The sequence below is a fragment of the Alphaproteobacteria bacterium genome, from assembly GCA_040905865.1.
Taxonomy (GTDB): domain Bacteria; phylum Pseudomonadota; class Alphaproteobacteria; order UBA8366.
Genome location: JBBDQU010000082.1, coordinates 1 through 15,533, shown reverse-complemented (window position 1 = coordinate 15,533; position 15,533 = coordinate 1). Strand labels below are relative to the sequence as shown.

The following is a 15,533-nucleotide window of genomic DNA, read 5'->3' as shown; positions in this document are numbered from 1 at the left end:
CCGCGAAGGCGGCCGTACCGTCGGCGCCGGCGTCGTTGCCTCTGTTTTAGAGTAAGCGGCTCTTTAGGGGTATAGCTCAGTTGGTAGAGCGTCGGTCTCCAAAACCGAAGGTCCTGGGTTCGAACCCTAGTGCCCCTGCCACTGATTGGACGATGGAATTGGCGTTGTTGCAGCCAGGAAAGCGAGATTAGGGAAATGGCGAAACCGAACCCCGCACTGTTTATGCGGCAGGTCCGCCAGGAGGTTGCCAAGGTAACCTGGCCGACGCGCAAGGAGACCGGCGTGACCACCGCGATGGTCTTCGTGATGGTCGCGCTCGCCTCTATTTTCTTTCTTATCGTTGACAAGATTATTTCGCTTGGCGTGCAGGCAGTTTTGGGTATCGGGGGCTAGACATGGCGAAGCACTGGTATGTCGTTCATGCCTACTCAGGATTCGAGAAAAAGGTTGCCCAGGCGATAGAGGAACAGGCGCGTCTCAAGGGGCTGGACGATCTGCTGGAAGAAGTTCTGGTGCCGACCGAAGAAGTCGTGGAAATGCGTCGCGGATCGAAAGTCAGCGGCGAGCGCAAGTTTTTTCCGGGCTACGTTCTGGTCAACATGGAACTGACCGATGAAACCTGGCACCTGATCAAGGACACGCCGAAAGTAACCGGATTCCTGGGCAGCGGCGGCAAGCCGTCGCCGATCAGTGACGCGGAAGCACAGCGGATCCTGCGCCAGGTGCAGGAGGGCGTGGAACGGCCCAAACCGTCGATTACGTTCGATATCGGCGAGCAGGTCCGGGTCAGCGACGGCCCGTTCCAGTCGTTCAACGGTTTCGTCGAGGATGTCGACGAGGATAAGGCGCGGCTCAAGGTATCCGTTTCGATTTTCGGACGGGCAACGCCGGTCGATCTCGAATATTCGCAGGTCGAAAAACTCTAGGTAATTCGTGCGGGAGGTAAGCCAGTACCGTACCGCGCGGCCGTATAGAAAGGCAAAACATGGCCAAGAAAATCACGGGCTATATCAAGCTCGAAATTCCGGCGGGACAGGCAAATCCCTCGCCACCCGTCGGTCCCGCGCTGGGTCAGGCCGGCCTGAACATTATGGAATTCTGCAAGGCGTTCAACGCGCACACGCAGAACATGGATCCGGGCACGCCGACGCCGGTGGTTATCACGGCATACGGCGACCGGTCGTTTTCGTTTGAGACGAAGACGCCGCCGGCTTCCTACTTCCTGCGCAAGGCCGTCGGAATCGACAAGGGGTCGGCGACGCCGGGCCGCGCCGGCGCCGGTCAGGTGACGAAGGCGCAGCTCCGCGAAATCGCGGAAACCAAAATGGTCGACCTGAACGCGAATGATATCGAAGCCGCGATGAAGATTATCGCCGGCTCCGCGCGTTCCATGGGTCTCGTGGTTGTGGAGTAGGGAAATGGCAAAAATAGGCAAGCGTTTAAAAGGCGCGATGGAACAGGTTGACCGTGACCGCCACTATCCGGTGGAAGACGCGATCAAGGTCGTCAAGGCATGCGCCAGCGCGAAATTCGACGAGACGATCGAGATTTCGATGAATCTCGACATCGATCCGCGGCATTCCGACCAGCAGGTTCGCGGCGTCGTGCAACTGCCGCACGGCACGGGCAAGACGGTTCGCGTGGCGGTCTTCGCGCGCGGCGACAAGGCGGAGCAGGCCCTCGCTGCCGGCGCCGACATCGTCGGCGCCGAGGACCTCGCGGAGAAGATCCAGGCGGGTGAAATGAATTTCGACCGCTGCATCGCGACGCCGGACATGATGGCGATCGTCGGACGCCTCGGCAAGGTGCTGGGCCCGCGCGGCCTGATGCCGAACCCGAAGCTCGGTACGGTAACCCCCGATGTCGCAACCGCGGTCAAGGGCGCCAAGGGCGGCGAAGTCACCTTCCGTGCGGAAAAGGCGGGGATTGTGCATGCCGGCATCGGCAAGGCGAGCTTCTCCGACGAAAACCTTTCCGCCAATGTGCGTGCTTTTGTCGATGCCATCGCCCGCGCGCGGCCAAGCGGCGCCAAGGGCGCCTATATAAAGAAGGTGTCCCTTGCGTCGACCATGAGTCCGGGCCTGAAGCTCGACCTCAACAGCGCGACGGGTAACGCGTAGTACGAATTATCCGGCGGCTTCGGCTGCCGGTACGAATATGGCGGGTTTCGGCCCGCTGTATACTTGTCCGAGACTGCAGGCGCTGTCCTTCGGGGCAGCTTAAACGGTGTTCCAGCCTGCATGAGACAGGAGGTCGCAGGGCGGACCGGCAAAGCCGGCCTGGCTTGAACCTCTCGGACAGGATAGCCGGGTGCGGCGGCGAGTACCGCGCCCATCCTGAAACCGGCCCGTTTTCCTTCGGGAAGCTGGCCAAACGATCGGAGACTAAGCGTGGACCGATCACGTAAAGAAGCGCTCGTAACTGAACTGCATCATACGTTCGAAGGCACGAACCTTATGGTCGTGACCCGGCAAAACGGGATGACGGTACAGGAAATGACCACTCTCCGCGGGCAGATGCGCAAGGAGGGGGCGACTTTTCATGTAACGAAAAACCGTCTTGCGAAGATAGCGCTTAAAGGCACGCAGTTTGAATCCCTGAACGACGCGTTCAGAGGGCCGACGGCGGTTGCCGTTTCGGCGGATCCCGTGGCAGCCGCCAAGGTTGCCGTGGAATACGCCGGCAAGAACGACAAGCTCAAGATTGTCGGCGGCGCCCTGGGTGACAAGCTGCTTGACGTCGACGGCGTCATGGCGCTGGCGAAGCTTCCGTCCCTCGATGCGTTGCGGGGCAAGCTCGTCGGGTTGCTGCAGGCGCCTGCAGGCAAGATCGTGGGGGTCCTCGGGGCGCCCGCGGGACAGCTTGCGCGTGTCTTTGCCGCCTATGGCAAAACGGAATGATGTGTATTCGGAAACCTGCAAACCGAGATTTTCAAGCTAAGGAGTTATACGTAAATGGCTGATCTGGAAAAACTGGTCGAAGAACTGTCGACCCTGACGGTTATCGAAGCGGCCGACCTGTCGAAGATGCTGGAAGAAAAATGGGGTGTTTCCGCGGCAGCGCCGGTCGCTGTCGCCGCGGCGGCAAATGGCGGCGGTGAAGCGGCCGCAGTCGAGGAACAGACCGAATTCGCCGTCATTCTGGCGTCGTTCGGTGAGAAGAAAATCAATGTCATCAAGGAAGTTCGCGCAATTACGGGTCTCGGCCTGAAGGAAGCGAAGGACCTGGTCGAAGGCGCGCCCAAGCCTGTGAAGGAAGGCGTGACCAAGGATGAAGCGGCAGCGATCAAGAAGCAACTTGAGGAAGCGGGCGCTACGGTTGAACTTAAGTAGTCGCAACAATAAGCAGCGTTTGAGGGGGCGCGCCATTCGGCGTTGCCCCCGAACGTGCTGAAACAAGACTTGGTAATACCCTCTCGGGGGTGCGGCATTCGTCGCTGGTATCAGGCAAGATGAGGATGAAAAATGGCAAAATCCTTCACGGCGCGTAAGCGTATTCGCAAGAATTTCGGCAGAATTGCCGAGGTTGCGCCTCTGCCAAATCTGATCGAGGTGCAGAAGGCCTCCTATGATACCTTCCTGATGCCACGGGAGGACGAAGCGTCGCGCCTGGAAGAAGTGTTCAAATCGGTGTTTCCGATCACTGATTTCTCCGACCGCTCGCAGCTTGAATATGTTCGCTACGACCTGGAAGAGCCGAAATACGACGTCGAGGAATGCCAGCAGCGCGGCATGACCTACGGGGCGCCGTTGAAGGTGACGCTGCGTCTTGTCGTCTGGGACGTGGACGAGGAAACCGGGGCCCGGTCGATTCGCGATATCAAGGAACAGGACGTCTATATGGGCGATATGCCGCTCATGACGGCCAACGGCACCTTTGTCGTCAATGGCACCGAGCGTGTTATCGTGAGCCAGATGCACCGTTCGCCGGGCGTGTTCTTCAATCACGACAAGGGCAAGACCCATTCGTCGGGCAAATACCTGCATGCCGCGCGCGTGATCCCGTACCGGGGGTCGTGGCTCGATTTTGAATTCGATGCAAAGGATCTGGCCTATGTCCGCATCGACCGGCGCCGCAAGCTGCCGGCGACGACGCTGCTCATGGCGCTGGACAATGAGGCGACGGCGCTGCGCCGGGCGGAACTGGAGGCCGAAGGCCAGAAGCTCGCGCCGGAGGATGCCGTCGGCATGTCGCCGGAAGATATCCTGAATTACTTCTACGACACGATTGACTTCACCGCGGTCGAAGGCGGCTATAAATGCGCCTTCGACGGTGAGAGCATCCGTGGCCAGACGCTGACCCATGACCTCGTCGATGCCGCTTCCGGCGAAGTTGTCGGTGAAACGGGCGCCAAGGTCACGCCCCGGTTGCTGCGCAAGCTGCAAGAAGCGAAGGTGACGGAAGTCCTCAAGACCGCGGACGAACTGCTCGGGCGGTTCATGGCGAATGATGTTGTCAACGAGGAAACCGGGGAAGTCTTCGCCGAAGCCGGCGACGAAGTCACCGAGGAATCCCTGGCGGCGCTCGCGGAAGCCGGCATTACCGAATTTGCCTTGCTGGCAATCGACTATATCAATGTCGGCCCCTATATCCGAAATACGCTGGCGATCGACAAGAACGCGTCGCGCAAGGATGCGCTGATCGATATTTACCGGATCATGCGCCCCGGCGAGCCGCCGACGCTCGAGACCGCCGAGAACATGTTTAACAGCCTGTTCTTCAGTTCCGACCGTTACGATCTTTCGACGGTCGGGCGGGTCAAGCTGAACTCCCGCCTGAATGTGGAAACGGGCGACCAGGTCCGCATCCTGCGCAAGGAGGATATCCTGGCCATTGTCCGGGTCCTCTGCGACCTGAAGGACGGCAGGGGCGAAATCGACGATATCGATCACCTCGGCAACCGCCGGGTGCGGTCGGTCGGCGAACTGATGGAGAACCAGTACCGCCTTGGCCTGCTGCGCATGGAACGGGCGATCCGCGAGCGGATGAGTTCGGTCGATATCGACTCGGTCATGCCGCATGACCTGATCAATGCCAAACCGGCCGCCGCCGCGGTGCGGGAGTTCTTCGGCTCCTCGCAGCTGTCGCAGTTCATGGACCAGACCAACCCGCTGGCCGAAATCACCCATAAGCGCCGCCTTTCGGCGCTTGGGCCGGGCGGCCTGACGCGCGAACGCGCCGGTTTCGAGGTGCGCGACGTGCATCCGACCCATTACGGCCGCATCTGCCCGATTGAAACGCCGGAAGGGCCGAATATCGGCCTGATCAACAGCCTCGCGACCTATGCGCGGGTCAACAAATACGGCTTCATCGAGTCGCCCTACCGCAAGGTCGCGGACGGCAAGGTTTCCGACGAAGTCATCTACATGTCAGCGATGGACGAAGGCCGTTATACGGTTGCGCAGGCAAATGCGGAGCTGGACAAGGACGGCCGTTTCGTCGAGGAACTGGTCTCGTGCCGGCATGCAAGCGATTACATACTTGCCCGGCCGGAAGATATCGACCTGATGGACGTGTCGCCGAAGCAGATCGTTTCGGTCGCCGCGGCGCTGATTCCGTTCCTTGAAAACGATGACGCGAACCGTGCGCTGATGGGCTCGAACATGCAGCGCCAGGCGGTGCCGCTGATCCGCGCCGATGCGCCGTTCGTCGGCACCGGCATGGAAGAGCAGGTGGCGCGCGATTCCGGCGTGACGATCATCGCCCGCCGGACCGGCGCGGTGGTCCAGGTCGATGCGACGCGTATCGTCGTCAGCGCGGTCGAGGACAGTGCGACAAGCTCCGGGACGCCGGGCGTGGACATCTACAACCTGCTGAAATTCCAGCGTTCGAACCAGAATACCTGCATCACCCAGCATCCGCTGGTGAAGGTCGGGGACCTGGTTGAAGCCGGGGATATCATTGCCGACGGACCGTCGACCCATCTGGGCGAACTCGCCCTGGGCCGAAACCTGCTCTGCGCGTTCATGCCCTGGAACGGCTACAACTTCGAGGACTCGATCCTGCTGTCGGAACGGATCGTGCGCGATGACGACCTTACCTCGATCCATATCGAGGAATTCGAGGCAATGGCGCGCGATACGAAGCTGGGCCAGGAGGAAATCACCCGCGATATTCCCAATGTCGGCGAAGAGGCGCTGAAAAACCTTGACGAAGCCGGCATCGTCTATATCGGCGCCGAGGTCCAGGCGGGCGATATTCTGGTGGGCAAGGTGACGCCGAAGGGCGAATCGCCGATGACGCCGGAAGAAAAACTGTTGCGGGCCATCTTTGGCGAAAAAGCCTCCGACGTGCGCGATACCTCGTTGCGCGTACCGCCGGGCGGCATGGGCACCGTCGTTGAAGTCCGTGTCTTTTCGCGCCGCGGCGTCGACAAGGACGAGCGCGCGATGGCGAACGAGCGGTCGGAAATCGAACATCTCGCCAAGGACCGGGACGACGAACGGCGTATTCTGGAGCGCTGGTATTTCGACCGGCTGAAAAATCTGCTGCTGAACAACACTATCGTCAGCGGCCCCAAGGGGGCCAAGGAAGGCGGCCGGATCACCGAAAACCTCCTGACCGAATTCACGCCGGGCCAGTGGCAGCAGTTTGTCGTCAAGAACGACAAGGTCAATGACGAACTCGAAGCGGTAAAGAACCAGTTCAACGACGCGGTCAACCGGTTCCAGGCCCGTTTCGACGACAAGGTCGACAAGCTGCAGCGCGGCGACGACCTGCCGCCGGGCGTCATGAAGATGGTGAAGATCTTCGTGGCGGTGAAGCGCAAGATCCAGCCGGGCGACAAGATGGCCGGCCGGCACGGCAACAAGGGGATTATTTCCCGCATCGTCCCGATCGAGGACATGCCCTGCCTTGAAGACGGTACACCGGTCGATATCGTCCTCAACCCGCTGGGCGTGCCGAGCCGCATGAATGTCGGGCAGATCCTGGAAACGCATCTTGGCTGGGCCTGCGCGGGCCTTGGCCGGCAGATTCAGGGTGCGCTGGACGTGGCGCGCCGCGAACAGAAGACGGAAAAGCTCCGCGAGGCGCTCAACTTCGCCTATGAGGAGCGTTATGCGGCCGATATCAAGGAAATGGACGATACCGGAATTCTCGACCTTGCATCCAATCTGACCCGCGGCGTGCCAATTGCGACGCCGGTGTTCGACGGCGCCCGCGAAGAGGACATCGTGGCGATGCTGAACAAGGCCGGGCTGGAAGGCTCCGGCCAGGTGACCCTGATCGACGGCCGGACCGGTGAAAAATTCGAACGCAAGGTGACGGTCGGCTATATTTACATGCTGAAACTGCATCATCTGGTCGATGACAAGATCCATGCGCGTTCGATCGGACCGTACAGCCTGGTCACCCAGCAACCGTTGGGCGGCAAGGCGCAGTTCGGCGGACAGCGGTTCGGGGAAATGGAGGTCTGGGCGCTCGAAGCGTACGGCGCCGCCTATACCCTGCAGGAGATGCTGACCGTGAAGTCCGACGACGTGTCGGGCCGTACGAAGGTGTACGAATCCATTGTCCGCGGCGATGACAATTTCGAGGCCGGTATTCCGGAATCCTTCAACGTTCTGGTGAAGGAACTGCGGTCGCTGGGTCTCAATGTCGAACTGAAGCAGAACTGAGACGACGGTAGCAGGGACGGATGGGGACCCAAACGCCATCCGCCAGGACGACGACGACGACGAAACGCGAAAACGCAGGAGTAGCTCGATGAATGAGTTGATGAATCTATTCGGACAGCCCGTAGGCCCGCAGAATTTCGACCAGATCCAGATTTCGATCGCAAGTTCCGATCGTATCCGGTCCTGGTCGTTCGGCGAGATCAAGAAGCCCGAAACCATCAACTACCGGACCTTCAAGCCGGAGCGCGACGGATTGTTCTGTGCGCGGATCTTCGGCCCGATCAAGGATTACGAATGCCTGTGCGGCAAGTACAAGCGCATGAAGTACCGCGGCATCATCTGCGAGAAATGCGGTGTCGAAGTGACGCTCTCGAAGGTGCGGCGCGAGCGGATGGGCCATATCGAACTGGCCTCGCCGGTTGCCCATATCTGGTTCATGAAGTCCCTGCCGAGCCGGATCGGCCTGCTGCTCGACATGACGCTGAAAGCGCTGGAGCGCGTGCTCTACTTCGAAAACTATGTCGTTATCGAACCGGGCATGACGGCGCTGGAGCCCTGCCAGTTGCTCTCGGAAGAAGAATATATCGAGGCGCAGGACGCCTATGGCGCGGAAAACTTCACCGCCAAGATCGGCGCCGAAGCGATCCAGGAAATGCTCGCGGCGATCGACCTGGAGCGCGATCTGGTGCAGCTTCGTCAGGATCTGGCGGATACCAATTCCGAAGCCAAGCGCAAGAAATTCGTCAAGCGCCTCAAGCTTGTCGAGGCGTTCATTGCGTCCAATACGCGTCCGGAATGGATGATCCTCGACGTTGTGCCGGTCCTTCCGCCGGAGCTACGTCCGCTGGTGCCGCTGGATGGTGGCCGTTTCGCGACCTCCGACCTGAACGACCTGTATCGCCGCGTCATCAACCGCAACAACCGCCTGAAGCGCCTGATCGAACTGCGCGCGCCGGATATCATCGTGCGGAACGAGAAGCGCATGCTGCAGGAAGCGGTCGATGCACTGTTCGATAACGGCCGTCGCGGCCGGGTCATCGCCGGCGCCAACAAGCGTCCGCTGAAATCCCTGTCCGACATGCTGAAAGGCAAGCAGGGCCGCTTCCGGCAGAACCTGCTGGGCAAGCGCGTCGATTACTCCGGCCGCTCGGTGATCGTCGTCGGTCCGGAACTGCTGCTGCATCAGTGCGGCCTGCCCAAGAAAATGGCGCTGGAACTGTTCAAGCCGTTCATCTATTCGAAGCTCGAACTCTACGGCATGGCCTCGACCATCAAGGCCGCCAAGCGGATGGTTGAAAAGGAACGCCCGGAAGTCTGGGATATCCTGGAAGAGGTAATCCGCGAACATCCCGTGCTGCTGAACCGGGCCCCGACGCTGCATCGCCTCGGCATCCAGGCGTTCGAACCGGTGCTGATCGAAGGCAAGGCGATCCAGTTGCATCCGCTGGTCTGCACGGCCTTCAACGCCGATTTCGACGGCGACCAGATGGCGGTCCATGTGCCGCTGTCGCTGGAAGCGCAGCTTGAAGCCCGCGTGCTGATGATGTCGACCAACAACATCCTGTCGCCCGCGAACGGCAAGCCGATCATCGTGCCGAGCCAGGACATCGTGCTGGGTCTGTACTTCCTGTCGATCGAGCGGGACGACCATGTCGGCGCACAGATCAGCATCGATTCTGAAGAAGCCCTCGCGGCCGCGATCGAACGCAAGGACATTGTCCTGCGCGGTACGGGAGACATCGCCACCGCCATCGACGGCAGCGATCCCAGGAAAATCTTCAAGGAAATGAAGGCCGGCAAGGTCACCGCCCACCGTGTCCCCGTCTATGACGGCATCGGTGAAGTCTACCACGCCATGGAAAGCGGCAATCTTACACTGCACACGCGGGTCAAGGCCATTTGCAAGGCTTTCGACAAGAACGGCAAGCCGGTCACGAAACGGGTGACAACGACCCCGGGCCGCATGCTGCTGGGTGAAATACTGCCCTATAATCCGAACACGCCGTTTGAAACGATCAACCGGTTGCTGACCAAGAAGGACGTCCAGAACGTTATCGATATCGTCTACCGCCATTGCGGTCAGAAAGAGACGGTAATTTTCTGTGACCGGCTGATGGCGATCGGGTTCAACTGGGCCTGCCGCGCCGGCCTGTCCTTCGGCAAGGACGATATGGTCGTGCCGAAAGCCAAGGAAACGCTGATCGCCGCCGCGAATAAAGACGTCAAGGATTTCGAACAGCAGTATCTTGACGGGCTGATTACCCAGGGCGAAAAATACAACAAGGTCGTCGACGTCTGGTCGAACTGCTCCGACCATGTGGCCGAGGAAATGATGAAGGAGATCTCCGCGCCGGTACCCGGCAAACCGGAAAACTCCGTCTACATGATGGCGCATTCCGGGGCGCGCGGTTCCGCGGCTCAGATCAAGCAGTTGGCGGGCATGCGTGGCCTGATGGCCAAGCCGTCCGGCGAAATCATCGAAACGCCGATTATTTCCAACTTCAAGGAAGGCCTGACCGTTCTCGAATACTTCAACTCCACCCATGGCGCGCGCAAGGGCCTGGCGGATACGGCGCTGAAGACCGCCAACTCCGGTTACCTGACCCGGCGCCTGGTCGATGTGGCGCAGGACTGCGTCATCATCGAAGTGGATTGCGGTACCAGGGAAGGGCTTACCATGCGCCCGGTCATCGAGGGCGGCGATCTGATCGATCCGCTGTCCGAGCGGATTGTCGGCCGTACGGCCGCCGACGATGTCATCGACCCGCAATCCGGCGCGGTCATCGTCAAGAGCGGCGAGCTGATCGACGAGGAAAAGGTGGAACTGATCGACGCGGCCGGCATCGACGAGGTCAAGATCCGGTCCGTGCTGACCTGCGAAAGCAAGGGCGGCGCCTGCGCGAATTGTTACGGGCGCGACCTGTCCCGCGGAACGGCGGTCAATATCGGCGAGGCGGTCGGCGTCATTGCGGCGCAGTCGATCGGCGAACCCGGTACGCAGCTTACCATGCGGACCTTCCACATTGGCGGCGCGGCGCAGCGCGGTGCGGAAGTCTCCTCGGTTGAGTCCAGCATCGACGGCACCCTGTCGATCAACAACGAAAACGTGGTGCTGGACTCCAGCAATCGCCCGGTTGTGATGGGCCGGAATACCGAACTGGTCCTGCGGGACGACAAGGGTCGGGAACGGGCCCGTCACCGGGTGCCATACGGTGCGCGTCTCAGTGTCGCCGATGGGCAATCCGTGACCCGGGGCCAGCGCATCGCCGATTGGGACCCGTATACAACCCCGATCATTTCCGAGAAGGACGGTATTGCCCATTACGTCGATATCCAGGACGGCGTCACGATGCGTGAGACGGTCGACGAGGCGACGGGTATCGCCAGCAAGGTGATCGTGGACTGGAAGCATCAGCCGCGCAGCGCCGATTTGCGCCCCCGCATCACCCTGCGGGACGACAAGGGCGAGGTGGTCAATATGCGTGACGGCGTCGAGGCCCGTTACTTCATGTCGGTCGACTCGATTCTGTCGGTCGAAAATGGCGCCAGGGTGCATGCAGGCGACGTGCTTGCGCGTATCCCGCGGGAATCCTCCAAGACACGCGATATTACGGGCGGTCTGCCGCGGGTGGCGGAGCTGTTCGAGGCCCGCAAGCCAAAGGATTTCGCCATCATCAGCGAGATCGATGGCCGGGTCGAATTCGGCAAGGATTACAAGACCAAGCAGCGGATTGTCGTTCGTCCGGACGATCCGGATCAGGAGGCGATGGAATATCTTATTCCCAAGGGCAAGCACATCACCGTGCAGGAAGGCGACTATGTACAGCGTGGCGACGCGCTGCTCGACGGCAATCCGGTGCCGCATGATATCCTGCATGTCATGGGCGTCGAGGCGCTGGCCGCCTATCTCGTCTACGAAATTCAGGAGGTCTACCGGTTGCAGGGCGTGAAGATCAACGACAAGCACATCGAAGTGATCGTGCGACAGATGCTGCAGAAAATTGAGATCACCGATCCCGGCGATACCATCATGCTGGTCGGCGAACAGGTCGACCGCGAGGAGTTCGAGGAAACCAACGCCAAGGCCCAGGAAGCCGGGGGCCGTCCTGCGCGGGGTAACCCGGTGCTGCAGGGGATCACCAAGGCGTCGCTGCAGACCAAGTCGTTCATTTCCGCGGCGTCCTTCCAGGAAACCACACGGGTGCTGACCGAAGCTTCGGTCAGCGGCAAGATGGACAATCTGGTCGGGCTCAAGGAAAACGTCATCGTCGGCCGCCTGATTCCGGCCGGAACGGGCAGCTTCATGAACCGGATGCGGCAGGTTGCCACAGAGCGGGACAGTGCGCTGGCGATCGCGGCCGAAAAAGCCGTGGATATGGACTCGGATGACGGGTCGTCCGACCAGCAGGAAGCCGTATGAAGGCGTGAATCGGCTTTCTCTCTACAAAGCCGATAGATTCGGATACTCAAAACAGGCCCTGCGCAATTTTATTTCGTTTGTGCGGGGCCGGTTTCCTGTTCGGGCCGGTTCTGTTAACCCCACGGAATATGGGAAAAAACCGCATATGTTTTGCTTGACGCCCTATGGGGCTGTCACTAGTATGCGCCCACTTTCGAAGGGGCTGGCAGTAGGCCTTGGCTGTGAACGCGATAAGATCGCGGCCTAGACGCAGGACCCGAACGTCTGGAAGATATATAGGCCGGTATTGGCTGTTGGGTGTAGCACCTGCACGGTGTCCGGTCGCTGATCGGAAGCCTGTTGTGCGTTTCGTGCTCGTAATCTGCTGAAAAGCCAAGGTTGCGGGACGTGTTCCGGTGGCGCCACCGGGATGCGGAAGAGTGTTTTTTCTGGCGTGAATGACAATGAGTGAGGGCGGCACATGCCGACGATTAACCAGTTGATCCGTAAGCCGCGTAAGGCTCCGCCGACGCGCAACAAAGTTCCCGCACTGGAAGCGTGCCCGCAGAAGCGCGGCGTTTGCACCCGCGTGTATACGACCACGCCGAAAAAGCCGAACTCGGCGCTGCGCAAGGTTGCCCGTGTGCGCCTGACCAATGGTTTCGAGGTGACGAGCTATATTCCTGGCGAGGGCCATAACCTGCAGGAACACTCCGTCGTCATGCTGCGCGGCGGCCGCGTGAAGGATCTTCCAGGTGTCCGCTATCATATCATCCGCGGCACGCTGGATACGCAGGGTGTCGGCGACCGGCGTCAGCGCCGTTCGAAATACGGCGCGAAGCGGCCGAAGTAAGAAGAGGATCGATAGATGTCGCGACGACGCAAGGCAGAGAAGCGCGAAATCCTGCCAGACGCAAAATTCGGTGATCTCGTGGTCAGCAAGTTCATCAACTGTCTGATGATGGACGGCAAGAAATCCGTCGCTGAGCGTATCGTTTACGATGCGTTTGACGAGATTGCGACCAAGACAGGCAATGACCCGGTCAAGACGTTCCACGACGCGCTGGAAAATATCCGGCCGCATATCGAGGTTCGCTCGCGGCGCGTCGGCGGTGCGACGTATCAGATCCCGGTCGAGGTTCGCTCCGAGCGCGCCCAGGCGCTGGCATTCCGCTGGCTGATCGGCGCGGCGCGCGGCCGGTCCGAATATACCATGACGTCACGTCTGTCTGGTGAGTTGATGGACGCATCCGCAAGTCGCGGCAACACGATCAAGAAGCGCGAAGATACGCATCGGATGGCGGAAGCCAACCGCGCCTTTTCGCATTATCGCTGGTAATTTTTACAGAGTCGTTGAGAACGTATCATGTCACGTATTACGCCCATCGAGAAGTACCGCAACATTGGTATCATGGCGCATATCGACGCCGGCAAGACGACGACGACAGAGCGGATCCTGTATTATACGGGCCGCTCGCATAAGATCGGCGAAGTCCATGACGGCAATGCGACCATGGACTGGATGGAGCAGGAGCAGGAACGCGGCATTACCATCACGTCCGCCGCGACAACCTGTTTCTGGACCGATCACCGCATCAACATCATCGATACGCCGGGCCATGTCGACTTCACGATTGAAGTCGAGCGCAGCCTGCGGGTGCTCGACGGCGCCGTCGCCGTATTCGACAGCGTCGCCGGTGTGGAGCCGCAGACGGAAACAGTCTGGCGTCAGGCGGACAAGTATCATGTGCCGCGGATGTGCTTCATCAACAAGATGGACCGGACCGGCGCCGATTTCTACCGCAGCCTGGACATGATCAAGGATCGCCTCGGCGCGGTGGCGATGGTCGTGCAGTTGCCGCTTGGCAACGAGGCCGATTTCGTCGGCGTGATCGATCTGGTCCAGATGAAGGCGATCATCTGGAATGACGAAACGCTTGGCGCATCCTTCGATATCGTCGATATCCCCGCCGACATGGCCGACAAGGCAGCCGAATACCATACGGCGCTGGTCGAACTGGCGGTGGAGCATGACGACGAGGCGATGGAAGCCTATCTCGAAGGGAGCGAGCCGGATGTCGCCACGCTGAAGGCGTGTATCCGCAAGGGGACCCTGGCTGGCGCGTTTGTGCCGATCCTTACCGGTTCGGCGTTCAAGAACAAGGGCGTTCAGCCGCTGCTCGACGCGGTTGTCGATTACATGCCGTCGCCGGTCGATATCGGCGCGACGCGGGGCATGAAGATCGACAGCGACGAGCCGCTCAAGCGGGAACCGAATGACGCGGCGCCTTTTTCCGCCCTGGCGTTCAAGATCATGAGCGATCCTTTCGTCGGGTCGCTGACCTTCGCGCGGGTTTATTCCGGCGTCCTGGAATCGGGCACGTCGGTCCTGAACTCGGTCAAGGGCAGTCGCGAACGGGTCGGCCGCATGCTTCTGATGCACGCCAACCATCGCGAAGACATCAAGGAAGCGTGCGCCGGCGATATTGTCGCGATTGCGGGCATGAAGGACGTGACCACGGGCGACACCCTGTGCAGTACATCGGATCCGGTGGTGCTGGAGCGGATGGAATTCCCCGATCCGGTCATCGAAATCGCGGTCGAGCCGAAGACGAAGGGCGACCAGGAAAAAATGGGCATGGCGCTGGCGCGCCTGGCGCAGGAAGATCCCAGCTTCCGCGTGTCGTCCGATTATGAAAGCGGCCAGACCATCATCAAGGGGATGGGCGAACTGCATCTCGATATTATCGTCGACCGCATGCGCCGCGAGTTCAAGGTGGAAGCGAATGTCGGCGCGCCGCAGGTGGCGTATCGCGAAACGATCACCAAGCCGGTCCATGTGGACTACGTTCACAAGAAGCAGACCGGCGGCTCCGGGCAGTTCGCCCGCGTTCAGATCGATTTCGAACCGGGTGAGCCCGGTTCCGGTTTCGTGTTTGAAAGCAAGGTCGTTGGCGGTTCCGTGCCGAAGGAATACATCCCGGGCGTCCAGAAGGGCCTCGACGGTTCCCGCGGCGCCGGCGTTCTCGCCGGGTTCCCGGTTATCGATTTCAAGGCGACGCTGGTCGACGGGGCGAGCCACGACGTCGACTCATCGGTCATGGCGTTCGAAATCGCGGCCCGCGCGGCCTTCCGGGAAGGTATCCAGAAAGCCGCCCCGCGGCTGCTGGAGCCGATCATGAAGGTTGAGGTGGTGACGCCCGAGGAATATATGGGCGATATCATCGGTGACCTGAACAGCCGCCGCGGCAATGTCGAAAGCATGGACCAGCGCGGGAACGCCCGCGTCATTGTGGCGATGGTCCCGCTGGCGAACATGTTCGGTTATATCAACACGTTGCGGTCAATGAGCCAGGGTCGGGCTCAATACTCAATGCATTTCAATCGTTATGAGCAGGTTCCGCAGGCCGTGGCGGACGAAGTCAAGGCCAAGCTGGCCTAAATTAACGAAGACGTACGAGACAAGGAAGCGACAGGATGGCGAAAGCGAAGTTCGAGCGAAACAAGCCGCATTG

Annotated in this window: 11 protein-coding genes and 1 tRNA gene; all 12 read left to right on the top strand. The window is 60.4% G+C overall.

Annotated features, from left to right (window positions below):
• Nucleotides 1-65 precede the first annotated feature (65 nt).
• The 12 genes from WD767_19295 (at nt 66) to fusA (ending at nt 15,460) form a co-directional block, all read left to right on the top strand.
• Nucleotides 66-141, top strand: a tRNA-Trp gene (locus tag WD767_19295).
• 54 nt (nt 142-195) lie between these two features.
• The gene (gene secE / locus WD767_19290; protein ID MEX2618238.1) at nt 196-393 is read left to right on the top strand and encodes a preprotein translocase subunit SecE; all 198 of its coding nucleotides are present in this window, start codon (nt 196-198) and stop codon (nt 391-393) included.
• A 2-nt stretch (nt 394-395) separates the two neighbouring features.
• The gene (gene nusG / locus WD767_19285; GenBank protein MEX2618237.1) at nt 396-926 is read left to right on the top strand and encodes a transcription termination/antitermination protein NusG; all 531 of its coding nucleotides are present in this window, start codon (nt 396-398) and stop codon (nt 924-926) included.
• 59 nt (nt 927-985) lie between these two features.
• Nucleotides 986-1,414 carry a 50S ribosomal protein L11 gene (gene rplK, locus WD767_19280; GenBank protein ID MEX2618236.1) on the top strand — a complete coding sequence of 143 codons (429 nt, stop codon included), beginning with the start codon at nt 986-988 and terminating at the stop codon, nt 1,412-1,414.
• A gap of 4 nt (nt 1,415-1,418) precedes the next feature.
• A complete protein-coding gene (rplA, locus tag WD767_19275; GenBank protein ID MEX2618235.1) occupies nt 1,419-2,120 on the top strand; it encodes a 50S ribosomal protein L1 in 702 nt (233 codons plus the stop codon).
• Between the two features lie 270 nt (nt 2,121-2,390).
• Nucleotides 2,391-2,900, top strand: coding sequence for a 50S ribosomal protein L10 (rplJ, locus tag WD767_19270; GenBank protein ID MEX2618234.1), 510 nt, complete (start codon nt 2,391-2,393; stop codon nt 2,898-2,900).
• Nucleotides 2,901-2,954: 54 nt separating this feature from the next.
• Nucleotides 2,955-3,332 carry a 50S ribosomal protein L7/L12 gene (rplL, locus tag WD767_19265; protein MEX2618233.1) on the top strand — a complete coding sequence of 126 codons (378 nt, stop codon included), beginning with the start codon at nt 2,955-2,957 and terminating at the stop codon, nt 3,330-3,332.
• A gap of 132 nt (nt 3,333-3,464) precedes the next feature.
• Entirely contained in the window at nt 3,465-7,619 is a 4,155-nt protein-coding gene (rpoB, locus tag WD767_19260) for a DNA-directed RNA polymerase subunit beta (GenBank protein MEX2618232.1), read from the top strand.
• Nucleotides 7,620-7,707: 88 nt separating this feature from the next.
• Nucleotides 7,708-12,039 carry a DNA-directed RNA polymerase subunit beta' gene (rpoC, locus tag WD767_19255; GenBank protein ID MEX2618231.1) on the top strand — a complete coding sequence of 1,444 codons (4,332 nt, stop codon included), beginning with the start codon at nt 7,708-7,710 and terminating at the stop codon, nt 12,037-12,039.
• A 460-nt stretch (nt 12,040-12,499) separates the two neighbouring features.
• Complete coding sequence (gene rpsL / locus WD767_19250) at nt 12,500-12,871, top strand: 30S ribosomal protein S12 (GenBank protein ID MEX2618230.1); 372 nt, start codon at nt 12,500-12,502, stop codon at nt 12,869-12,871.
• Between the two features lie 15 nt (nt 12,872-12,886).
• Entirely contained in the window at nt 12,887-13,357 is a 471-nt protein-coding gene (gene rpsG / locus WD767_19245) for a 30S ribosomal protein S7 (protein ID MEX2618229.1), read from the top strand.
• 27 nt (nt 13,358-13,384) lie between these two features.
• Nucleotides 13,385-15,460 (top strand): elongation factor G, encoded by a 2,076-nt coding sequence (gene fusA, locus WD767_19240; GenBank protein ID MEX2618228.1) that lies wholly within the window; start codon nt 13,385-13,387, stop codon nt 15,458-15,460.
• The last annotated feature ends 73 nt before the right edge of the window (nt 15,461-15,533 follow it).

Coding starts and splice junctions, on each gene's coding strand:
- secE (MEX2618238.1), top strand. CDS start 196: ATGGCGAAACCGAACCCCGCACTGTTTATGCGGCAGGTCCGCCAGGAG.
- nusG (MEX2618237.1), top strand. CDS start 396: ATGGCGAAGCACTGGTATGTCGTTCATGCCTACTCAGGATTCGAGAAA.
- rplK (MEX2618236.1), top strand. CDS start 986: ATGGCCAAGAAAATCACGGGCTATATCAAGCTCGAAATTCCGGCGGGA.
- rplA (MEX2618235.1), top strand. CDS start 1,419: ATGGCAAAAATAGGCAAGCGTTTAAAAGGCGCGATGGAACAGGTTGAC.
- rplL (MEX2618233.1), top strand. CDS start 2,955: ATGGCTGATCTGGAAAAACTGGTCGAAGAACTGTCGACCCTGACGGTT.
- rpoB (MEX2618232.1), top strand. CDS start 3,465: ATGGCAAAATCCTTCACGGCGCGTAAGCGTATTCGCAAGAATTTCGGC.
- rpoC (MEX2618231.1), top strand. CDS start 7,708: ATGAATGAGTTGATGAATCTATTCGGACAGCCCGTAGGCCCGCAGAAT.
- rpsL (MEX2618230.1), top strand. CDS start 12,500: ATGCCGACGATTAACCAGTTGATCCGTAAGCCGCGTAAGGCTCCGCCG.
- rpsG (MEX2618229.1), top strand. CDS start 12,887: ATGTCGCGACGACGCAAGGCAGAGAAGCGCGAAATCCTGCCAGACGCA.
- fusA (MEX2618228.1), top strand. CDS start 13,385: ATGTCACGTATTACGCCCATCGAGAAGTACCGCAACATTGGTATCATG.